The sequence below is a fragment of the Aeromonas encheleia genome (genome assembly GCF_900637545.1).
GTDB lineage: Bacteria > Pseudomonadota > Gammaproteobacteria > Enterobacterales > Aeromonadaceae > Aeromonas > Aeromonas encheleia.
In genome coordinates this window covers 2,397,173-2,418,686 of sequence record NZ_LR134376.1, presented here as the reverse complement: position 1 = coordinate 2,418,686, position 21,514 = coordinate 2,397,173, and the positions used below count along the sequence as shown (strand labels likewise).

General features: G+C 62.7%; 18 protein-coding genes and 9 tRNA genes. 19 read left to right on the top strand and 8 right to left on the bottom strand.

From position 1 onward, the window contains the following. Positions 1–154: 154 nt before the first annotated feature. Entirely contained in the window at positions 155–637 is a 483-nt protein-coding gene (locus EL255_RS11240; protein WP_042652269.1) for a glutathione peroxidase, read from the bottom strand. 223 nt (positions 638–860) lie between these two features. Between EL255_RS11240 and EL255_RS11235 the strand changes: the two genes are divergently transcribed. Continuing rightward, positions 861–1,469 carry a 2OG-Fe(II) oxygenase gene (locus EL255_RS11235; RefSeq protein WP_042652268.1) on the top strand — a complete coding sequence of 203 codons (609 nt, stop codon included), beginning with the start codon at positions 861–863 and terminating at the stop codon, positions 1,467–1,469. Between the two features lie 217 nt (positions 1,470–1,686). Continuing rightward, positions 1,687–2,676: a D-alanine--D-alanine ligase gene (locus tag EL255_RS11230; RefSeq protein WP_042652267.1), complete on the top strand. Its 990-nt coding sequence runs from the start codon at positions 1,687–1,689 to the stop codon at positions 2,674–2,676. A 63-nt stretch (positions 2,677–2,739) separates the two neighbouring features. On the opposite strand, the gene EL255_RS11225 is transcribed toward EL255_RS11230, so the two are convergent. Further along, on the bottom strand, positions 2,740–3,153 hold the full coding sequence (locus tag EL255_RS11225; protein ID WP_042652266.1) for a VOC family protein: 414 nt from the start codon (positions 3,151–3,153) through the stop codon (positions 2,740–2,742). A 192-nt stretch (positions 3,154–3,345) separates the two neighbouring features. Between EL255_RS11225 and EL255_RS11220 the strand changes: the two genes are divergently transcribed. Together EL255_RS11220 and EL255_RS11215 are read left to right on the top strand one after the other, a co-directional pair. Then, positions 3,346–4,131, top strand: a complete 786-nt coding sequence (locus EL255_RS11220; protein WP_042652265.1) for a tRNA-uridine aminocarboxypropyltransferase — start codon at positions 3,346–3,348, stop codon at positions 4,129–4,131. A 335-nt stretch (positions 4,132–4,466) separates the two neighbouring features. Beyond that, positions 4,467–5,246: a TSUP family transporter gene (locus EL255_RS11215; protein ID WP_042652264.1), complete on the top strand. Its 780-nt coding sequence runs from the start codon at positions 4,467–4,469 to the stop codon at positions 5,244–5,246. 68 nt (positions 5,247–5,314) lie between these two features. On the opposite strand, the gene EL255_RS11210 is transcribed toward EL255_RS11215, so the two are convergent. Together EL255_RS11210 and EL255_RS11205 are read right to left on the bottom strand one after the other, a co-directional pair. Then, the gene (locus EL255_RS11210) at positions 5,315–6,166 is read right to left on the bottom strand and encodes a LysR family transcriptional regulator (protein ID WP_042652263.1); all 852 of its coding nucleotides are present in this window, start codon (positions 6,164–6,166) and stop codon (positions 5,315–5,317) included. 51 nt (positions 6,167–6,217) lie between these two features. Next, positions 6,218–7,135, bottom strand: a complete 918-nt coding sequence (locus EL255_RS11205; protein ID WP_042652262.1) for a DMT family transporter — start codon at positions 7,133–7,135, stop codon at positions 6,218–6,220. A gap of 167 nt (positions 7,136–7,302) precedes the next feature. Here EL255_RS11205 and EL255_RS11200 point away from each other — a divergent pair, with 167 nt between their 5' ends. The 14 genes from EL255_RS11200 (at position 7,303) to yjjG (ending at position 15,097) form a co-directional block, all read left to right on the top strand. Then, positions 7,303–8,181: an AraC family transcriptional regulator gene (locus EL255_RS11200; RefSeq protein WP_408608809.1), complete on the top strand. Its 879-nt coding sequence runs from the start codon at positions 7,303–7,305 to the stop codon at positions 8,179–8,181. 259 nt (positions 8,182–8,440) lie between these two features. After that, complete coding sequence (locus tag EL255_RS11195; protein WP_042652260.1) at positions 8,441–10,075, top strand: ATP-dependent endonuclease; 1,635 nt, start codon at positions 8,441–8,443, stop codon at positions 10,073–10,075. Between the two features lie 110 nt (positions 10,076–10,185). Next, entirely contained in the window at positions 10,186–10,905 is a 720-nt protein-coding gene (locus tag EL255_RS11190) for a hypothetical protein (RefSeq protein ID WP_042652259.1), read from the top strand. A gap of 275 nt (positions 10,906–11,180) precedes the next feature. Beyond that, positions 11,181–11,257, top strand: a tRNA-Met gene (locus EL255_RS11185). Between the two features lie 104 nt (positions 11,258–11,361). Then, a tRNA-Met gene (locus EL255_RS11180) sits at positions 11,362–11,438 on the top strand. 109 nt (positions 11,439–11,547) lie between these two features. Next, positions 11,548–11,624: transfer RNA gene (locus tag EL255_RS11175), tRNA-Met, on the top strand. Positions 11,625–11,733: 109 nt separating this feature from the next. Then, positions 11,734–11,810: transfer RNA gene (locus tag EL255_RS11170), tRNA-Met, on the top strand. A gap of 109 nt (positions 11,811–11,919) precedes the next feature. Next, positions 11,920–11,996 (top strand) — tRNA-Met (locus EL255_RS11165). Positions 11,997–12,105: 109 nt separating this feature from the next. Beyond that, a tRNA-Met gene (locus EL255_RS11160) sits at positions 12,106–12,182 on the top strand. Positions 12,183–12,291: 109 nt separating this feature from the next. Continuing rightward, positions 12,292–12,368 (top strand) — tRNA-Met (locus EL255_RS11155). Between the two features lie 109 nt (positions 12,369–12,477). Then, positions 12,478–12,554: transfer RNA gene (locus tag EL255_RS11150), tRNA-Met, on the top strand. Positions 12,555–12,663: 109 nt separating this feature from the next. Continuing rightward, positions 12,664–12,740 (top strand) — tRNA-Met (locus EL255_RS11145). A gap of 145 nt (positions 12,741–12,885) precedes the next feature. After that, positions 12,886–14,376, top strand: coding sequence for a M17 family metallopeptidase (locus tag EL255_RS11140; RefSeq protein WP_042652258.1), 1,491 nt, complete (start codon positions 12,886–12,888; stop codon positions 14,374–14,376). A 37-nt stretch (positions 14,377–14,413) separates the two neighbouring features. Next, positions 14,414–15,097, top strand: a complete 684-nt coding sequence (gene yjjG / locus EL255_RS11135; RefSeq protein WP_042652257.1) for a pyrimidine 5'-nucleotidase — start codon at positions 14,414–14,416, stop codon at positions 15,095–15,097. Between the two features lie 67 nt (positions 15,098–15,164). Here yjjG and EL255_RS11130 read toward each other — a convergent pair whose 3' ends face one another. From EL255_RS11130 to elyC, 4 genes are all read right to left on the bottom strand, one after another. Beyond that, on the bottom strand, positions 15,165–16,421 hold the full coding sequence (locus EL255_RS11130; protein ID WP_042652256.1) for an amidohydrolase: 1,257 nt from the start codon (positions 16,419–16,421) through the stop codon (positions 15,165–15,167). A 1,220-nt stretch (positions 16,422–17,641) separates the two neighbouring features. Further along, positions 17,642–18,613, bottom strand: coding sequence for a 6-phosphofructokinase (gene pfkA / locus EL255_RS11125; RefSeq protein WP_042652255.1), 972 nt, complete (start codon positions 18,611–18,613; stop codon positions 17,642–17,644). Positions 18,614–18,756: 143 nt separating this feature from the next. Next, positions 18,757–19,512, bottom strand: a complete 756-nt coding sequence (tpiA, locus tag EL255_RS11120) for a triose-phosphate isomerase (protein WP_042652254.1) — start codon at positions 19,510–19,512, stop codon at positions 18,757–18,759. Between the two features lie 135 nt (positions 19,513–19,647). Next, positions 19,648–20,418 carry an envelope biogenesis factor ElyC gene (gene elyC, locus EL255_RS11115; RefSeq protein ID WP_042652253.1) on the bottom strand — a complete coding sequence of 257 codons (771 nt, stop codon included), beginning with the start codon at positions 20,416–20,418 and terminating at the stop codon, positions 19,648–19,650. A 130-nt stretch (positions 20,419–20,548) separates the two neighbouring features. Here elyC and cmoM point away from each other — a divergent pair, with 130 nt between their 5' ends. Then, a complete protein-coding gene (gene cmoM / locus EL255_RS11110) occupies positions 20,549–21,325 on the top strand; it encodes a tRNA uridine 5-oxyacetic acid(34) methyltransferase CmoM (RefSeq protein WP_042652252.1) in 777 nt (258 codons plus the stop codon). Positions 21,326–21,514 lie beyond the last annotated feature (189 nt).

Genomic DNA, 21,514 nt, shown 5'->3' with positions numbered 1-21,514 from the left:
CGCGTAATATAGCAGAACTGCGGCGAGCACGCAGTAATCCTGTGGGTAACGAGTGCTTTACGGGGCCGGCCCTCGCGCCGCAAGCCCCTCATCCTGCTGCGCTCGCCAAGGGGAGAGGGGATCCCGGCCTGTGAAAGGCTGCGGCGCAGCCTCTTCAGGCTGGCAGCAGCGCCCGGATCTTGTCGGTCAGCTCCTCGGGCTTGGTCTGGGGAGCGGCTCTGTCCACCACCCGGCCCTCGCGGTCGATCAGGAACTTGGTGAAGTTCCACTTGATGGCCTCGCTCCCGAGCAGACCCGGTTTCTGCTGCTTGAGCCAGCGGTAGAAGGGGTGGGCCTGCTCGCCGTTGACCTCGCACTTGGCCATGAGCGGGAAGCTGACCTGGTAATCCACCGAGCAGAAGCGGGCTATCTCCTCGGCATCGCCGGGCTCCTGATGGCCGAACTGATCGCAGGGGAAGCCCAGGATCACCAGCCCGGTCGGGCCAAATTGGCGATGGAGCGCCTCCAGCCCCTGGTATTGGGGGGTGAAACCGCAGCGACTGGCCACGTTGACCACCAGAATGACCTGGCCCTGCAGGGCGTCCAGGGGAAAGTCGCTGCCATCGAGCCGTTGCAGAGTGAGGGAGGGAAGGGACATGGCGAGCTCCTGAAGGGGTGAACAGGGTCAAAGGTTGAGGCCACTATCGGGCGCTATGGGCACGTTAGCTGGCCCGGCGCGGTGGGGCAAGGGGAAATCGGGGGCGGGCGCCTGCGCCATTGCGCGTATTGACGGTGGGACTTCTCAGGAGAAGCAATCCGGTTTGTGCCAGGGGGACTAAGTCGCTACAAAGCGCACTCTCTCCACTCGTTGCGAGCCCATCTTGGACTATCAAGCCGTCATGGATGCCATTTACACCCGAGGATGGGTGATAGTGGATGATTTTTTAACCGCCGCCGAGGTGGAGGCGCTGCGTGCCTGCCTGCCGGGGGACTGGCAACCGGCAGGGATCGGGCGGGAAGCGCTGCATCAGGGCAACCCCGATATCCGCCGTGATCAGATCCACTGGCTAGAGTCTGATCTCGGTGCGCCCGTGGTGGATTACCTTGCGCGCATGGAGTCCCTGCGCCTCGCCGCCAATCGCAGCCTGATGCTGGGGCTGTTCGACTACGAGGCACACTTCGCCCGTTATCGCAGCGGTGACTTCTACGCGACCCATCGCGACGCCTTCGCCGGTCGCTCCAATCGCCGCCTCACCTCGGTGTTCTACCTCAACAACGGCTGGCAACCGGAGGCGGGCGGGGTGCTGCGCGTCTACGACAACGACGAGCAGTTTCTGATGGACGTCTCGCCCAAGGGGGGGAGACTGGTGCTGTTCCTCTCTGAAGAGTTTCCCCACGAGGTGTTGCCCGCGAGCCAGGAGCGTTACAGCATCGCCGGCTGGTTCAGGGTCAACGGCAACGGCGTCGGGCGGGTCGATCCGCCTCGCTGATTGAAGCGGCGAGACCTTTTCTGACACAGGGGTTGCCACAATCGAGGCCTTTGTGGCCCCAAGCGGGGGAAGAGGGCTTCCATCGGCTGACAAGGCTTTGCCTCCCTTGCTACACTGGCCGCACTCAATGTTCGTATCTGGCTTCGTCCGGTTTTTTTTCGTGCGGTGGTTCATCACGGATCATGACGAAGCCGCTTCTCCCAAGGGATCATATCTAATGAAGAACATGCATGTTTTGCTGCTGTGCGGCGGCGGTGGCGCCGAACACGAAGTCTCTCTGCGTAGTGCCACTTTCCTCGAGCAACAACTCGCCCTCCTGCCCAATGTCGAAGTGACCCGGGTCGAGATGTTTGCCGATCGCTGGCTCAGTGCCGACGGCCGCGAGTGCAAGCTGGGGCTGGACAAGCTGCTCTCCTTCGACAGCGTGGCCCGCCCGGTGGATTACGTGGTGCCCTGCATCCACGGCTACCCTGGCGAGACCGGCGATCTGCAATCCTTCCTCGAGCTGGCGGGCCTGCCTTATCTGGGTTGCGACGCCGAGGCGAGCAAGATCTGCTTCAACAAGATCAGCACCAAGCTGTGGTTCTCCGCCCTCGGTATCCCCAACACCCCCTATCTGTTCCTGACCGAGCAGGATGAGGCGGGGATCGCCGAGGCGAAAGCCGCCCTCGCCAAGTGGGGCAAGGTGTTCATCAAGGCCGCCTCTCAGGGCTCCTCCGTTGGCTGCTACTCCGCCAGCAACGAAGCCGAGCTGGTGCAGGGCATCAAGGACGCCTTCGGTTACTCCGAGCAGGTGCTGATCGAGAAGGCAGTCAAGCCGCGCGAGCTGGAAGTGGCTGTCTATCAGTACGGTGACGAGCTGGTGGCGACCTATCCGGGCGAGATCTGCGTGCCGACCGACAAGTTCTACACCTACGAAGAGAAGTACAGCAGCGCCAGCCACACCGAGACCGCCCTGCATGCGGAAGGCCTGACCCAGGCTCAGTCTGATGCCATCCAGGCCTATGCCCTCAAGGCATTCCGTCAGCTGAAGTTGACCCATCTGTCGCGCATCGACTTCTTCCTGACCGAGGAGGGGGAGATACTGCTCAACGAGATCAACACCTTCCCTGGCATGACCTCCATCTCCATGTTCCCGAAACTGCTGGAGCATCACGGTCACAGCTTCGCCCGCTTCCTCGAGCAGATCCTGCGCAAGCCCGCCTGAGGGGCGTCAGTGGTGAAATGAAGAGGGGCCTGTCGGCCCCTCTGTCATATCCGGCGCGACAACTCACATAGGTGCCGAGGTGAACAGCCAGATGTGGGCGCCCTGGGGATCGGCGATCAGGGCCATGCGCCCGACGGTGGGGATGTCCATGGCGGGCACCACCACGCTGCCGCCATGGGCCGTCACCTTGGCCAGCCTGGCATCGACGTCTTCCACCGCTATGTAGGTCGCCCAGTGGGGCGGCACGCCGGCCATCTGCGGATTGTCGCGGGTGGCCTGCACCCCGGCCACCGGTCGGCCATTGGCGACCAGCATGGGGTAGTTGCCGCCCTCCATCTCCATGAGCTCAGTCTGCCAGCCGAGCACCTCGGTGTAGAAGCGGACCCCGGCCTCACCATCTGGCACATAGAGCTCGTGCCAGGTGAAGGTCTTGCCTTCGGCCAGGGCGTGCTCCCTGGCCATGTCTTGTTCTGCCATCTTCTCCTCCTGTGTCCCATCGACCTTCCCGGGTGTGGGATGATGGGGTGACGACCAAGTATAGAGCGACTCATTGGGCTCGCGAGTCTGACCGGGGAGGGCCGCGCAGCTTGCGGCCCGCAGACCCGCTCGCTACAATCGCCCCCCTTTTGTACTGCAAACCGCACCCCAGACTGTGCCGCCGAGCCCGCCATGAAGCCAATCCCCGATCACGCCGTCAATCGCCTGCGCATCTGGCGCAAGAGCATCTCGACCCGCCCCTTTCTCGCCCGCGGTGGCAGCGTGCCCCGCTGTGAAGCCTGCCAGCTGCGCCATGCCTGGTGTGCCTGCGAATGGCGGCCCGAGCTCAAGGCCGAGGCCGGCTTCTGCCTGCTGATGTACGACAGCGAGCCGATGAAGCCCTCCAACACCGGCCGCCTCATCGCGGACGTCTTGCCTGACACGACCTGGGCCTTCCTCTGGAAGCGCACCGAGCCCCACCCCGACTTGCTGGCCCTGCTGGCGGATCCCGCCTGGCAGCCCTATGTGGTGTTCCCCGCCTGCGAGAAGAACCCGGCGCGGGTGACCGAGCGGGTGGCCCTGGCCCCTGGCAAGAAGCCGCTCTTCATCCTGCTGGATGGCACCTGGCCCGAGGCGCGCAAGATGTTCAACATGAGCCCCTATCTCGATGGTTTCCCCGTGCTGTCGGTGCGGCCGGATGCGCTCTCCACCTATGGCATGCGGGTGGCCAATTGTGACGAGCACCTCTGCACCGCCGAGGTGGCGGCCTGTGTGCTGGAGGTGGCCGGCGAGCTGGCGGCGGGTCAGGCATTGCAGCTCTGGTTCAATCTGTTCAGCAGCCGCTATATGGCTGGCAGAGTGAGCCGGGCCCCCGGCGAGGACGAGACGCCGCTGTTGCAGGCCCTTGACGAGATCAACAGCGGCGTCGCCGAGCCTGCCGTGGAGACGGGCGAGACAAGCGTTGCCACTCTGGTGTAATCGTCAGCTCAGCTGTTGCATGGCGAAGATGAAGTCTTCGGGGCAAGAATGGCCCGCGATAAAGGGCAGGGGGCAGACAGCGCCGGCCAGACTGATCGCCTGAATCGCTGCGCCGGTGATCAACGAGCATGATATATCGGATCCACCGTCCGCCCTGTTTCGCTCGCTGTACGAGTCTGTGCCTGGGGTCGTCTATTGATGAAAACCAGGAATCAATTGACTGCCATTGTTTCGTTAGCCTCATGAGCCTGCGCCCGCTAGGATAGCGACCAGCGTTACTCATCTGTGCCCGCCTGGCGTCGCCGCGGGGCACCACAATCACACGAGGTCTATGGATGGAATTGGAACTGCTCACCCTGGTCGCCCTGTTCGGGGTCGCCCTTATCGCCGGCTTTATCGACGCCATCGCCGGGGGCGGCGGCCTGTTGACGGTGCCAGCCCTGCTGGCGACCGGCATGCCGCCGGCGCTGGTGCTCGGCACCAACAAGCTGCAGAGCAGCTTCGGCTCCTTCTCCGCCACCTGGTTCTATGCCCGCAAGGGGCTGCTGGAGTGGGCCATGATCTGGCCCGCGGTGATCTGCACCTTCATCGGCGCGGCCATCGGCACCCTGGCGGTGCAGACCATAGACGCCGCCATCCTGGAGCGGCTGCTGCCCTTCCTGCTGATGGCCTTTGCCTGCTACTTCTTCTTCTCCCCCAGAGTGAGCGATGCCGAGAGCGCTCGCCGCCTCACCCCCATGCTGTTCGCCCTGCTGGTGGGCGGCGGGGTCGGCTTCTATGACGGCTTCTTCGGGCCGGGCACCGGGTCCTTCTTCGCCATCGGCTTCGTGGCGCTGGCGGGCTTTGGCATGGCGCGGGCCACGGCCCACACCAAGCTGCTCAACTTCACCTCCAACATCGCCTCCCTGCTGTTCTTCGCCCTCGGCGGCAAGGTGGTGTGGAGCGTCGGTTTCTGCATGGCCCTCGGCCAGTTCATCGGCGCCCGCTTCGGTTCCAAGCTGGTATTGAAGAAGGGGGTGAAGCTCATCAAGCCGCTGCTGGTCACCGTCTCCCTGCTGATGTCGGCCAAGCTGGTGTGGAGCCAGTACCCCGAGCTGTTTAGCTGGATCAGCTAAAAGACCTCTTTCGTTGCAGATAACAAGGCCGCGTGATCGCGGCCTTGTTATTTCAGTTACCCTCGGGCTCAAGCCGGCCGGGCGAAGTGGGCTCTTATCCCCTCGACCAGCCGGCCTATGCGGGCCCGCTTCAGGCTGCTCTGACGATAGACCAGGTGCAACGGCCGCCCCAGCCCCGGCAGGGGACGCGCCCGCTCCCCCTGCTCGCCCACCAGGGCCAGCAGCCCTGCCGGCAGCAGCACCGGGCCTATGCCCACCTTGGCCAGCTCGATCAGCGCCAGATAGGAGTCCAGCTCCATGCTGGGCACCAGCCCGAGTGCGGCCAGCGGCTCGCGCAGGTAGCGGTTGGAGGGATTATCCAGATCCATGGTCAGTATGGGTTGCCCCTGATCATGAGATAGCCGCGCCCCTTGATCCGCGTCCCCCACCAGATAGAAGGGCTCCTCCAGCAGCAACTCGGCACACAGGCCGTGACCGGGGGGCAGCCGACCGGCACAGATGCCGAGCAGGGCATCGCCCCCGCGCACCCGCGCCAGTATGACCGGGGTGTGGTGGGTGGAGAGGGCGAGACAGGGATCCTGGCTGAGGTAGTCGTGCATGAAGCGGGCGAGGTAGCCCGCCAGCAGGGTCTCGGAGCAGGCGACGGGCAGGGGAGTACTGTCGGTGAGGGTCTGGCTGTCTGCCAGCACCCCCTTCATCTCCGCCAGGCTGGGAGCCAGCCGGGCGAGCAGCTCCAGGGCCTGGGGGGTGAGCCGGATCTGGCGGCCATCCGGCTCGATCAGCTTCTTGCCGAGGCGCGACTCCAGCTGATTGATGCGCTTGCTCACCGCCGACTGGCTGATGTAGAGGCGGCTGGCCACCTTGGCCATGGTGCCCTCGCTCGCCAGCAAGCTGAGTGTCTCCAGCCCTTCCAGTAACATATCCCCTCCCATCCTACCTGTTGGAAGGGGTTACCTTAGGGGCTGGTGGACTCAGGGGCAAGTGCCGTCTGCCGCCTTGGGATGCGGCCAGCGCCAGGACTTCAGGGGCGGGGCGAAGATCACCAGGTTGCCGAGCAGGCTGATCAGCACCCCCACCACGGACACCGTCTGCCAGACGAAGCCCTCATACAGGGTGGAGAGGCTGAGCGCCACCAGGGGGAACAGCACGGTGGCGTAGGCGGCCTTGCTGGCGCCGATGCGGCCCACCAGGGTGAGGTAGGCGGTGAAGGCGATGACGGAGCCGAAGATGGCCAGATAGACCATGGCCGCGAGGTAGCGGGGCTCGGTCGGCAGGACCAGGGATTGGCCGAGCACAGTGACCCAACCCAGCAGCAGTGCCACCCCGTACACCATGCCCCAGGGCACCATCTGCAGCACCTGGTAGCCCTGGCGCTGGCCGCGGGCCGACACCAGATTGCCCAGGGAGAAGCAGAGCGTCCCCGCAGAGGCGAACAGCAGTCCCTTCCAGCCGTTTGCACCCAGTTGCGCATCCGCCAGCACCGGCCAGAACAGCAACAGGGTGCCGAGCAGCCCCAGCAGGGAGCCCTGCAGCCAGCGCAGACTCGGCTTTTTACCCTCGAACAGCCAGAGGTTGAGGCCGTTGAAGATGCTGGCGCTGGCGAAGATCACCGCCGACAGGCCGCTCGGAATGTAGAGGGTGGCATGGTAGAAGCAGAGGAAATTGGTGGAGAACAGCAGGGCGCCGAGCAGGGCGGCGTAACGCTGGCCCTGCCAGGGCAGGCGCGGGAACTTGCCACTGAGGGTGAGCAGGGCAAACAGCGCCAGGGCCGCCAGCGCGAAGCGATAGAGCACCGAGACCTCGATGGGGATGGGCCCCAACTGCCAGGCGATGGCGATCCAGGTGCTGCCCCAGATGAGGACGGTGGAAATATACAGCAGTAGGTTCATAAGGGATCCGGTCAGAAAAGGGAAACGACATGGGGATCAGCATGGGCCGGACGGCGTGCGCTGGCTTACAGCATCTTGCGGTTTTTTTGGCGTGACCGCTGTGCGCGGCAAGGGGGAGGGGTAAGATGGGGCAGGATGAGGCGCAAGGCACAGGCAGGTTGCAGCAGATGAGACAGGCGGGAGTATTCGATGCACTGGTCAGCACGGGGGCAAGGCTGGAGGATTCCTGCTGGCTGGAGCCCGGGCTCGGGGTCGCCAGCTGGCGCAACTGTTACGATCAGACCCGCTACCACAAACCTGGCCATCATACGGTCAGCGTCTACCTGCAGGGGGGCGAGCAGACCGAGCGGCTGGACGGGCCCGGCGGCCACGGTGGCACCGGCAAGGTGTGCATCATGCCGGATCACCACAGATCCGAATGGCTGGTGCGCGAGGAGTTTCGCTTCTTCCACCTCTATTTCAGCCCCGATCACCTCGCTCGCATCGCCGAGCAGGCCTGTGACAAGGAGGGCCGTCATCTGGTGCTGGAAGACAAGACCTTCATCGATGATCCCCAGGCCGCGGCGCTGGTGCAGGCCCAGCTGATGAAGCTGGACTGGCAGCACGGGGTCGATCGCATGGCGCTCTCCCACGGTGCCTGGATGCTGATGTTGCACGCCTATCGCCACCACACCCGGGAGGCGCCCAACCTGCCCGAGGTGCGCGGCGGCCTGGCCCCCGTGGTGATCCGGCGGGTGCAGGAGTATCTGCTGGCGCACCTGGCCGAGCCCGTCACCCTGAGCGAGCTGGCCCTGGAGGCGGGCCTCAGCGAATATCACTTCGCCCGCATGTTCGGCCAGAGCCTGGGTTGCCCGCCCCATCGCTACCTGCAGGAATTGCGGCTGAAGCGGGCCAAGCAACTGCTGGCAGGACCCGATCCCCTGGCCAGCATCGCCGCCCAGTGCGGCTTCTCCTCCCAGGCCCATCTCGGCAACCGCTTCCGGGAGGCCTTCGGCCTCAGTCCCGGGCAGTGGCGCAGCCAGTTGTCATCCCATTGTCACGGATAGGCGGCAGACTCGTTGGGTAACGGCAGCCTGGCTGCCCTCTATCCCCAAGGAGTGTCCATTGAAGCATCGCAAGCGTCAGATCCGTACCCGCCATCTCTGGTTCAGCCATTGGAATGGCCCCAAGATCCGGCTCTGTGTCCCTCCTGCCCCCGAACCTCTCATTCCTCACAGTTCCCGCTGAAAGTCGCCACGACCCGATAGGATTTTCCTGGCAACTTTGCCACTATGACGCCATCAGCATGGACTTGGGTATGGCCTCATGTTTCTGGAACGTATTGAAGTCAAAGGTTTTCGCGGGATAAATCGACTCTCGCTCGGGCTGGATCACACCACGGTGCTCATCGGTGAAAACGCCTGGGGCAAGTCCAGCCTGCTGCGTGCCCTCTGGTGCCTGCTGGGGGATGCCGGCCCCTATCAGTTCACCCGCGATGATTTCCACCAACCGGAAGATCCGGAGCTGGCGTCGTCGCGCAACCTGCAACTGGTGCTCACCTTCAGCGAGTACCGGCCCCAGATGTGCCAGCACTCACGCCGCCTCGCGCGCCTCGGCGAGGCCTGGATCCCGCACCGGGACAAGTTTCACCGCGTCCACTATCGCGCCAGCGCCGAGCTGCAGGATGACGGCAGCGTGCTGACCACCCATGACTTTCTCGACGGTATCGGCAAGACCCTGGCCATCGACGACAACGATGAGCTGGTGCAGCTGCTCATCACCATGAACCCGGTGTTCCGCCTGCGCGATGCGCGCACGATCCGCGATGGGGTCGAGGCGCTGCCCTGGGGGGATCTGTCCGAGCAGCGCCTCGGCGAGCTGTCCGGCAAGCTGACGGATGAGCCCCAGCGCATCGGCGAGCCCGAACTGAAGGAGGCGTTGCTGGCGGTGCGCCAGTTGATGGAGCACTACTTCAGCGCCCTGGCCCCCATCAAGCACAAGCCGCGCAGCCAGCGGGAGATCGTCAATCGCCCCATGACGTTGCGCAACCCCGGCAACCTGCAGATGCTGCTGCGCAACGCCGACAACCGGGCCCTGCAGCTGGCGATGGCGGGCATGGCGGCCATGCTGCTCAACGCCCGCGGCAACCGCGAGCTGGAGGAGGGGGCCAGGCCCATCATGATCCTGGAAGACCCGGAGAGCCGCCTGCACCCCACCATGCTGGCGCTGGCCTGGGGCCTGCTCGAGCAGCTGCCCGGCCAGAAGCTGCTCACCACCAACTCGGGGGATCTGCTCTCCTCCCTGCCGCTCAATCAGGTGCGCCGGCTGGTGCGCCGTCAGCAGGACATCGTCTGCCATCAGCTGGGGGGCGAGCGCTACAGCAGCGACGATCTGCGCAAAATCGCCTTCCATGTGCGGATCAACAGACCCATGTCGATGTTCGCCCGCTGCTGGCTGCTGGTGGAAGGGGAGACCGAGATCTGGCTGCTCTCCGAGCTGGCCCAGATCTGCGGTTACAGTCTGCGGGCGGAAGGGGTGCGCATCATCGAATTCGCCCAGTGCGGCCAGGCGCCGCTCATCAAGGTGGCGCGGGACTTTGGCATCGAGTGGCACCTGCTTACCGACGGCGACGAGGCCGGGATCAAGTACGCCAGCTCGGCCCGCTCCTTGCTCAAGGGTGAGCGGGAGCGGGATCGACTGACCCAGCTGCCGGCGGCCGACATCGAGCACTATCTCTATCAGAACGGGTTCGAGGGGGTGTTTCGGCGCGAGGCCGGCGTCGGCGGTCGCTCGACCCTCAACCCCGGGCGCATCATCGCCAAGGCTATCCATCATCGCAGCAAGCCCGGCCTGGCGCTGGCGGTGGTGGAGGAGGCGGAGCGGCTCGGCGGCGAGCGCATCCCGCCGATGATCCGGCAGATGTTCGCCAGGGTGGTGGCCCTGGCGCGCGGCCAGGGCTAGATCCGGATATCGCCGTTGGGGATGGGGGCGGGTTTGGGTATACTCGCCCCTCTCTTTTTTACTGCCGGGCGCCCCTTTGGCCCCGTCATCCGTTTGCTGCCGGAGACCCTATGTTCGTCCAACTTCCTTTTTGGCTCTTTCCCCTGACCGGCCTGATGGCGCTGGGTGCCCTGATCGCACTCGGGCTGGTGCTGTGGCGCGGCGATCTCTGCCCGGGCCAGCGCTCGCGGATCACGACGCAGCTCTTCTCCATCTGGGTGATCACCGGGCTCTCCCTGATGCTGGCGATGGAGGCCGGGATGAAAGGCTGGCTGATCTGGTGCGGGGGCGCCGCCATGATCCTGGGGATAGTCCTCTCCCTGGCCCAGTCCCGCCTGGAGGGCAAGCGCGCCATCCCGTCCAGTCTGCTGTGGCTGCCGGCCATGCCGCTCGCCCTGTACGGGCTGGGCCTGCTGCAGATCCAGGGCTGGCTGAGCGGGGCGTTGCAGATGGTGCTGCTGGGATCGGCCTTTGCCCACCTGATGCTGCTGCGTGCCCGTCACAGGCTGCAGGCGTTCAATACCCTGCTGCCCATGGCGGGGCTTGTCGCCGCCATCCTGAGCCTGATCTGGCTGGCGGTGCTGGTGGGGTGGCAGGGTCATGGCGCTAGCCTCGATGCCCTGATCCCCGGGGTGCTGACCCAGGCCGGGCTGCTGATCGCCGCCCTGCTGCTCTGGTTCAGCCCGCTCTATCGACAGCAGGAGACGGCGCCTGTGGTGGTCTCGACCACTCTCTGTGGCCTGATCATCGCCCAGCTGGCGGCGACCAGCGTGTTGCATCAGCTGGTCTGAGCCCGCCGCAACGCGTCATGAAGAACAGAGAAGCCCGCGCCGTCCCATAGGCGCGGGCTTTTTCGTGGGAAAGGTGCACCGCCGGCGTGGATCGGCTGTCAGATATAGAGAGGGGTCAGAAGCTTCCTGCGGGGCAGGGCATCAGCTAGCTGACTGAAAAAACTACGGTTTGTTGCAAAAGAACACAACATATGGCGGTTTCATCCCCTAATGCACTTTTTTTAGGATAATTACTTGCAATCTCAGCGCTGGCGCCTATTATTGGCGACCTCAGACGCGGGGTGGAGCAGCTCGGTAGCTCGTCGGGCTCATAACCCGAAGGTCGTCAGTTCAAATCTGGCCCCCGCAACCATCTGAGAGTCGACATCGAAAGCACGAGTTAAGTGGTTGTAGATGAAGGCGTTTTACTGAAGAAAGCAAATTGGCTACTGCTCGGCCAGTTTGAAGAAATACGGACGCGGGGTGGAGCAGCTCGGTAGCTCGTCGGGCTCATAACCCGAAGGTCGTCAGTTCAAATCTGGCCCCCGCAACCAACTATTTGTATTCATGGCACGGCTCAGGTCGCTGCGGTGAGACGAAGACGCAAGGTACCTCTGCTCAGTACCCTGCGGGATAGGTCCGGTAACGGACAAACAATTCGGACGCGGGGTGGAGCAGCTCGGTAGCTCGTCGGGCTCATAACCCGAAGGTCGTCAGTTCAAATCTGGCCCCCGCAACCAACTATTTGTCCTCATGGCAAGGCTTCGGTCGCTGCGGTGAGACGAAGACGCAAGGTACACCTGCTCTGTACCCTGCGGGATAGGTCCGGTAACGGACAAACAATTCGGACGCGGGGTGGAGCAGCTCGGTAGCTCGTCGGGCTCATAACCCGAAGGTCGTCAGTTCAAATCTGGCCCCCGCAACCAACTATTTGTATTCATGGCAAGGCGCATGCCGCTGCGGTGAGACGAAGACGCAAGGTACCCCTGCTCGGTACCCTGTGGGATAGGTCCGGTAACGGACAAACAATTCGGACGCGGGGTGGAGCAGCTCGGTAGCTCGTCGGGCTCATAACCCGAAGGTCGTCAGTTCAAATCTGGCCCCCGCAACCAACTATTTGTATTCATGGCAAGGCGCATGCCGCTGCGGTGAGACGAAGACGCAAGGTACCCCTGCTCGGTACCCTGTGGGATAGGTCTGGCAACAGACAAACAATTCGGACGCGGGGTGGAGCAGCTCGGTAGCTCGTCGGGCTCATAACCCGAAGGTCGTCAGTTCAAATCTGGCCCCCGCAACCAACTATTGGTCCTCATGGCACGGCTCAGATCGCTGCGGTGAGACGAAGACGCAAGGTACCTCTGCTCGGTACTCTGCGGGATAGGTCCGGTAACGGACAAACAATTCGGACGCGGGGTGGAGCAGCTCGGTAGCTCGTCGGGCTCATAACCCGAAGGTCGTCAGTTCAAATCTGGCCCCCGCAACCAACTATTTGTATTCATGGCACGGCTTCGGTCGCTGCGGTGAGACGAAGACGCAAGGTACCTCTGCTCGGTACTCTGTGGGATAGGTCTGGCAACAGACAAACAATTCGGACGCGGGGTGGAGCAGCTCGGTAGCTCGTCGGGCTCATAACCCGAAGGTCGTCAGTTCAAATCTGGCCCCCGCAACCAACTATTTGTCCTCATGGCACGGCTCAGGTCGCTGCGGTGAGACGAAGACGCAAGGTACTATTGCTCGGTACCCTGTGGGATAGGTCCGGTAACGGACAAACAATTCGGACGCGGGGTGGAGCAGCTCGGTAGCTCGTCGGGCTCATAACCCGAAGGTCGTCAGTTCAAATCTGGCCCCCGCAACCAACTTTTCATGTTATCCCCCCTGTTTTCCCTCTCTGATCTCCAATTCTATCATTCTGATCTTGAACATTAATTTTCAAGCTACTGGTCGTCGCCAGCCCTTGTTCGGTATCATCGTGACCTCTGTTCATGGATGAGGCCGCTTCCTATGCTGCAACCCTTCAGTTATCTCCCTCCCAAGATTGACATCCAGACCACTAGCCTTGACGAGGTGATGGCAAGCCAGGCGCAGATCAAGCTGCTGCTGGTCGCCGACACCGAGCGCAGCACCCTGCTGGCGCAACCCGCCTTCGCCGGGGTCGCGGCCCAGCTCGCCCTTGGCCAGAAGGCCCCCTATCGGCTGGCCGACGGCCAGGGCCTGCAGCTGGTGATCTTCGTGGATCCCAAGCCAACCCTGGATCATCGGCTCTACAAGCTGGCCCGCTCCTGGGTCGCACCCCTGGCCGGCCTCAAGGTGGAGCAGTTGGCGCTGCATCTTGAGGGATTCGACGACGCCAGCCGGGCCCTGCTGGCCGAGCTGGTGCTCTCGGCGCTGCTCGCGGCCAATGTGCCGCTGCCAACCCACAAGCAGCGCAGCGAGGAGCCCCCGAGCTACCGGTACCTGATGGTGTCACCCGCGTGCGAGCTCGATCTGGTCCGGATCCATGCCGAGGCGCAAGGCAATGGCCTGGCCCGTCATCTCGCCGTGCTGCCGGCCTCCGATCTGACCCCCCGCAGCTACCGGGCTTGGGCACAGCAGCTGGCACAGCAGGAGGGCTGGCAGTGGCAGGAATACGATGAGGCCGAGCTCGCCAGACTCGGCGCCGGCGCCTTCCTGGCGGTGGCCAGGGGATCGGCAGACAACCAGGCCGCCATCGTCAAGCTCAGCTATTACCCGGCCAAGGTGGAGCGCAGGCTGGCGCTGGTGGGCAAGGGGATCTGCCACGACTCAGGGGGCTACAACCTCAAGGTCGGCGGCAGCATGTATGGTATGCACCTGGACATGGGGGGCAGCGCCGTGGCGCTGGGCACCCTCTATGCAATCAGCCGGGCCAAACTGCCCTACGAGGTGCACTGCTGGCTCGCCATCGCCGAGAACCACATAGGCCCGCTGGCCTACAAACCCGGGGAGGTGGTGACCGCCATCAACGGCACCACCATCGAGGTGGTCGACACCGATGCCGAGGGGCGCATGGTGCTGGCGGATACCCTGGCCCTGGCGGTGCAGGACGAGCCGGACCTGCTGATCGACTACGCGACTCTCACCGGTGCCTGCAAGCGGGCGCTCGGCAGCCGTTACAGCGGCGCCTTTACCAACAGACCCCAGTGGCTCGGCGAGCTGATAAGCCTGGGCCAGTGCAGCGGTGAGCGTGTCTGGCCCTTCCCGCTGGACGAGGATTACGATGACAACCTCGATAGCGAATGGGCCGATCTGCTACAGTGTGCGCCGGGTGCGTCACCGGATCACATCGATGCCGCCCGCTTCCTCAGCCGTTTCGTGCCCGAGCAGACCCCCTGGTTGCACCTCGACCTGAGCGGTTTTCGCAACAAGGGGGGCAACGGTGTGGTCAGCAGCGAGGTGACCGGATTCGGGGTCAGATTGACGCTGGATCTGCTCGACGGCCCGCTGGGGCGGCGCCTCGATGATCGAGATGCATGAGCAAGCAACCTAAGCAAGACAACGAATGAGGACAAGCGTGAAACAACCAAGTTACGACTGGGTGCTGTTCGATCTGGACGAAACCCTGCTCGATTTCCCGGTCGCCCAGGCCCTGGAGCAGACCCTGCAGATCTACGGGGTGACACCCTGCGCGCCCAAGATGGCGCAATATCACGAGCTGAACCACCGACTGTGGCAGCAGTACAACTCCGGCGAGATAGACGCCACCCATCTGCAGCAGACTCGCTTCTCGCTGTTTGCCGAGCAGGTGGATGTGGCGCCCATGGCGATGAACGACACCTTCCTGCAGCAGATCATCGCCCTGAGCATGCCGCTGGAGGGGGTGGTCGAGACCCTGCAGGCGCTCCTGCAGGGCCAAGTGAGGATGGGGATCATCACCAATGGCTTCAGCCTGCCCCAGCGTGGTCGCCTCAGCAAGCTGGGCTGGGACGACTGGTTCGAGCCGCTGATCATCTCCGACGAGGTGAATGTGACCAAGCCGGCCGCCGCCATCTTCCAGCATGCGCTCGAGCTGATGGGGCAACCGAGCCCGGCGCGGGTGCTGATGGTGGGGGACAATCCCAAGACCGACATCGCCGGCGCCGCGGCGCAGGGGCTGGCCACCTGCTGGTACAACCCGGCGCGCCAGCAGGTGGCGTGCGAGGCGACCCACGAGATCCATCACTTCGCCCACCTCTCCGCCATAGTGCTGGGGCAATGAGGCACCGGCTCCTCGCCAGCCACAAAAAAGGCAGCCCTTGGGCTGCCTTTTTTCATCTTCGCATTTCTCAGGTGCCGAGGCGGCTGAGCAACCAGGCTTCGAGCAGGGCGACCCCGTGGCTCAGCACGGTTTCATCGAAGTCGAACTCCGGATGGTGGTGGGGCGCCGCCAGATCGGCCCCCAGGATCAGATAGGCGGCCTCGCCGCCGCTGCGCTGCACCCGCTCGATGAGGAAGCCGGCATCCTCGCTGGCGCCGAAGCGGCGGCTGTGGATGGTCTCGAGTTGGAGGGCCTGCGCCAGCGGCACTATCTCCTCGAGCAGGGCCGGGCTGTTCTCGATGCCGATGGCTTCCCCCTGCTTGCGGATGAGGTAGGTCGTGCCCTGCATCAGGGCGGCCCCTTCCACTATCTGCTGCACCTGGCCAAACATGTAGTTGTTGAGCTCAGGGGTGGCGCCGCGGGTTTCACCCTGCAGGCGGGCGTGGCCCGGGATCACGTTGCGGCCGCTGCCGCCGCTGAGCTGACCTATGTTGATGCGGGTCATGCCATCCCGATGGCGGGGAATGCCGAGCATGGCGGTGGTGGCCATGCAGGCCGCCGCCAGCGCATTGCTGCCCGCGTTGGGCTCGAGCCCCGCGTGGGCGGCACGGCCCATAAACTCCACATCGAACTTGGTGGAGCAGAGGAACTCGGTCGGGTTGACCACCAGTTCGCCACTCTTGGCATGAATGCCAATATGCAGCGCCAGCAGGGCATCCACGTCGTCGAGCTGACCGCCCGCCGCCAGTGCCTTGCCACCGCGGCAACCCTCCTCGGCAGGCTGGAAGAACAGCTTGATGCGCCCGTTGAGCCGCTCGGCCAGGGCAGCTATGCGCTCGGCCAGCACCAGACCGATGGCGGTGTGGCCATCGTGGGCACAGGCGTGCATCCAGCCCGGGTTGTGGGACTGCCACCCCTCCTGGCTGGGGGGATGCAGCTCTCCCTGGCCCTCATCCACTTCTACCGCGTCTATGTCGAAGCGAAACGCCAGGGTAGGGCCCGGTCGGCCGCTCTCCCAGAGTCCCATCACGCCCGTTATCTCTTCGATACGGGCCAGCCAGTCGGGGTGTGCACCCTGGCGCAGGGCGCGCTCCTTCTGGGCCGCGACGTCGATCTCTCGCCCCATGATGAGGTTGCTGGCCAGCAGCTGGTCACCCAGCATGACGGAGAAACCGAGTTCAGAGAGGTGATGAGCGATGAGGGAGCTGGTTCTAAATTCACACCAGGCCGCTTCGGGCAGACGATGAAGATCACGGCGCCAATGGCGCAGAGCATCTTGGGTCATGGTAATTCCTGCATGGCTAGTCCAGCAGATATTGTGACGGGCAGGGGAGCAAGAGTAAATCCCGTCGGCAGAAATGCAACAAGGGGAGCATGAGGCTCCCCTTGTTGGCGATGGCTTGATCGTAAAACATGCGCAGATTGGCTATAAAGGCCGATTCGTCTGCATATTCAGATCAGTGGCACCAAAAACATATTCTGTGAGTGATTAGCCAGCATCCAGGCCTTGATGGCGTTCAGACCATGTCATTCTCTGGGCAATCAACCGACTCAAAGCTGTGCCAGTGACGGCAGAGAGACGGCAACCAGAGTGAAAAACACGGTAAATACGGCGGTAACAACGAACTCTTTCATTATTTTGTCTCCCTTCACTGACTAATGATGGGATCAAGATACCATAACGGCCTGGTAAAACAATGATAAATGTATTTATGTGGCAGTTTTATTGCAAGATAAGAATAAGGCGTCTTTTTTACAATTTTGAGGTCACTTTATCACCATGGTGATAAGGTGGGGGATGCGCATGTCATCTGCATGGCATTATTTGTAATAAATACATGGTGTTACGTTTTTGTGTGGTGATTTTTTTATGGGTTTTATATGGGGCTTTTATTGGGTTTCATAAGTTTTCTCGCCTAAAACCCTCCGTTACTGCGTCTGGAGATGTCGCCATGGAGGCGTTGGCTTGCCTGGATGCACTATATGACTTATCCAGCCACTTTTCCTCGATCTTATACCCCTAACCCCAGTCATGGCAGTACCTTAACGTCACTTCCTGGCAGCGTTTTCACAATTCATGGTTAAAAACAGGGGGAATATCGCCTTGGCCGAGAGAAAATCTGGTAGCGGTGGGTGCTTGTTACCCCCCTATCTGGCTGTAATGGAGGCTGCTGGCGGCGCCTTGCCGGGGGAGGGATGGCGCCGGGAAGCTAGGGACGGGGATCCGGGGCCAGCGAGCCGGATGACGGGCAGAGGCGCTCACAGTATTAGGGGCGTGGCTGGCCACGGCGATCGACCTCAGTGAGACAGTCAGAGCAGAGTAAAACGCGTCATGGGCGCTGAGTGACCCTTGCTGGGGGTCAGGTCCCGTGCCTCCATGTCTTCGGGAGCGCTGGGCGCTGAGGTGTGGCACCGAAGGGGCCGACGGCCAGCCGCCACGGACATATAAAAAAACCCTCCGGCGGAGGGTTTTTGTCACAGCAACCTGTATCAGCGCTATCTGGCTTAGAACAGGGTGGTGGAGAGATCGTACAGCTCCTGATCGAACGGGCGCTTGAGGTTCTCGATGCAGTCGATGATGTCGTGGTGCACCATCTCGTTGCCCTGGATCCCGACGCAGCGACCACCCTGGCCGGCCAGCAGTTGTTCGACGGCGAAGGCGCCCATGCGGCTGGACATGATGCGATCGCGGGCGGTCGGCGAGCCGCCGCGCTGGATGTGGCCCAGAATGGTGGCGCGGGTCTCGCGACCGGTCATGGCCTCGATGTCCTTGGCCAGGGCGTTCACGTCGGTGACGTGCTCACAGATGGTGATGATGGCGTGCTTCTTGCCTTTGGCTTCGCCTTCCTTGATCTGTTGCAGCAGCTTGTCCTTGTCGAAGGTCACTTCCGGCACTATCACATACTCGGCACCGCCGGCCACGGCGGCAGACATGGCCAGATCGCCACAGTGGCGGCCCATGATCTCGACCACAGAGATGCGGTGGTGGGAGCTGCAGGTGTCGCGCAGACGGTCGATGGCGTCCACGACCACGTTCAGTGCGGTATCGAAGCCGATGGTGAAGTCGGTACCGGCGATGTCGTTGTCGATGGTGCCCGGCAGGCCGATGCAGGGGAAGCCCTCTTCGGTCAGCTTCTTGGCACCCATGTAGGAGCCGTCACCGCCGATCACCACCAAGGCGTCGATGCCGTGTTTTTTCAGGTTCTCGATCGCCTCGGCCCGGACTTTCGGATCTTTGAAGGCGGGGAAACGGGCAGAGCCGAGGAAGGTACCACCGCGGTTAACCACGTCGGAGACGCTGTGGCGCTCCAGCTTGACGATCCTGTCCTGATGCAGACCGAGGTAGCCATCATAGATGCCGTAGACTTCCAGGCCATGATGCAGACCGGCGCGCACCACGGCGCGGATGGCTGCGTTCATACCCGGTGCGTCACCACCACTGGTCAAAACACCAATACGTTTGATTTGCTTGGTCATGAGTGCCTCTGGATCTGAGTTGTCAAAAATCTGTATCTGAAAATGGGGTCAGCCATGTTTACTATATCGGCTTTCCTATGGAATGCGGACACCATAGGAAAGCGATATACCAGAGAGGGGCCAGGCCCCTCTCTGTGCATCATTTACTGGGCAGCGCCAGCGATGATCTGGGAGAAGTCGTCCACTTTCAGGGACGCACCACCCACCAGGCCACCGTCGATGTCCGGCTGACCGAACAGATCGGCAGCGGTGGCACCGGTGACGGAACCGCCGTACAGGATCTGGACCTTGGCAGCCACGGCCGCGTCAAAGCCAGCCAGGTACTGACGGATGTGAGCGTGGACGGACTGGGCGATCTCCGGGGTGGCAGTCTTGCCGGTGCCGATGGCCCATACCGGCTCGTAAGCCACCACGGCCTTGCTGAAGGAGGCGATGCCACAGCGATCGATCACGGCTTTGAGCTGGGTTTCGACCACGTTCTTGGTAACGCCGGCTTCGAACTGAGCCAGAGTCTCACCGATGCAGAGCACGGGGATCAGGTCGGCTTTCTGGATGACTTCGTACTTGGCAGCCACCACGTCGTCGGTTTCTGCGTGCAGGGTGCGGCGCTCGCTGTGGCCGACCAGGGAGTAGGTGCAACCGAAGGCTTTCAGCATGGAGGGGGCGTTCTCGCCGGTGAAGGCACCAGACTCGTGAAGGTCGGCATTCTGGGCACCGTAGGCGATCTTGCTGCCGGCGGTCAGTTGCTCAACCAGGCCCAAAAAGATAACCGGCGGGCAGACGGCGACTTGCACAGAAGGATGAGCGGCAGCAGCCGGGGTCAGTCCCTTGATCAGAGCTTCTACAGAAGCCTTGGTGCCGTTCAGTTTCCAGTTACCCATTACCAGGTGCTGTCTCATCTTGTATATCTCCTAGGCATTTGATTGCGCGACATTATATGAATTGAACCGAGCCCAAGATAGCTGACCCGGCGGCAAATGACGTAATTTTTTTTCGCTTTCCTGATCCAAATCAGGAATGCAAGAGCCGATCGCTCATTCGTTAACCTGCCCCCGCAAACGGGCCCACCATACCCCAATCCACTCGTGAATGGCAGCCTCGGAATACATCAGATAACGCCCCTTGGGCAGGTAACTGTAGAGGGGTTGCGGCTGCTGGCTTTGCTTGGCGGTATAGTCGGTGGGGGCCGGCACCGCATCGAGTCCCTGGCCGCGGTAGAGCGCCATGGCCCGCGGCAGATGGGTGGCCGAACTCACCAGCGCCACCCGCTTGCCCTTGAGATAACGACTGATGCTGACCGCCTCGTCATGGGTGTCTTTGTTGTTTTCAAACAACGTCATTCGGGATCTGTCTACCCCTAAGCTCTGCGCCATGAGGGCGTTGACCTCGGCGTTGGACAAGGGATCCCCCGCCACATAACCGGAGAAGATGAGCTGCGCCTGGGGATAAGCCAGGGCCAGCCGCACCCCCTCCAGGGTTCGTGCCTGGGCGATGTTGTTCTGCCAGCTGCGCATGGGCACGGCGGGATCGCTCACGTGGCCGTTGCCGAGCACGACGATGGCGTCGATCTCCGGGTGCAGGCTTGTCTCAAACGGCGGGAAGGTCTGTTCCAGCGGGCGGGCCAGCTCGTAGCTTACCGGTCGCATCCCCATCAGGGTGATCAGCAGCAGCGCGCACGTGGCCAGCAGCTTGCCGGTCTTCTGAAAGCGGGTGAACCAGAGCAGCAGCAGCGCCAGCAGCAATAAGGTGAGGGAGAAGGGCAGCGGCATCAGCAGCTGACCCAGCCATTTTTTTAGCTCAAACACTGTGGTGTCGTCCTTGAGTTTTCAGCGGATCCGGGATGTGACAGAATACCCCTCTTTTTTCCTGTGGCCCAACCCTCTGTGCTCCCATCCCGTGAGCCGACGGACAGGTGCGGCCGAAGATGAGTCTGCCTTGAAGCAAGATCAGAGTTTTGACGGACGCGCCGACAAGTTCGCCCGCAACATTTACGACTCCACCAAGGGGCGCATTCGCACCACTGTGGTGTGGAGCGACATCGAAGCCTGCCTGGCGCGCCTTGGCAACCGGCCGCTGCGGATCCTGGATGCGGGGGGCGGCTTTGGCTACTTCGCCCAGAAACTGGCGACCATGGGTCACCAGGTGGAGCTGTGCGATCTGTCGGCGGAGATGCTGGAGCTGGCCCGGGTCCAGATCGCCGAGAAGGGGCTTGAAGACAGAATTCGTCTCATCCAGTGCCCCATCCAGGATCTGAAACAGCACGTGAGCGGAACCTTTGATCTGGTGCTCTGTCATGCTGTGCTGGAGTGGCTCGCCGAGCCGCGCCAGACCCTGCTCGGTCTGTTCCCTTTCGTCAATGCAGGGGGCATACTGTCGCTGCTTTTTTACAACCGTCATGGCTTGCTGTTCCAGAGCCTGGTGGTGGGCAATTTCGACTATGTGCGGCTCGGCCTTCGCAAGAAGCGTCAGACCGCATTGACCCCCACCAATCCGCAGTTGCCGGAACAGGTATACGACTGGATAGGGCGAGGGGGGCTCAAGATCATCGGCAAGACGGGGGTGCGGGTCATCCACGACTACATGCGCCACAAGCAGGATCAGGTCGAGAAGTTCGATGATCTGCTGGCCATGGAGCTGCAGTACTGCCGCCAGGAGCCCTTCGTGTCGCTCGGCCGTTACATTCATGTGATGGCGCAGAAGCCAGCCGGCTGACACCTCGATGAGGGAACGAGGGCAAGGGACGCTCGCAGGCACCGTCGAGGGCCTGCGGTCGTCTCGCTCAAGACCCCATGTTGACGATGCACGAGCCAAGCAGCCATGCCCGGTTTTTATGCTAGCGGGATCTAGCCGCCAGGGGTCGCCCGCGCACCCCTGGCCCATACCAGCGCGAGCGGAAACGGC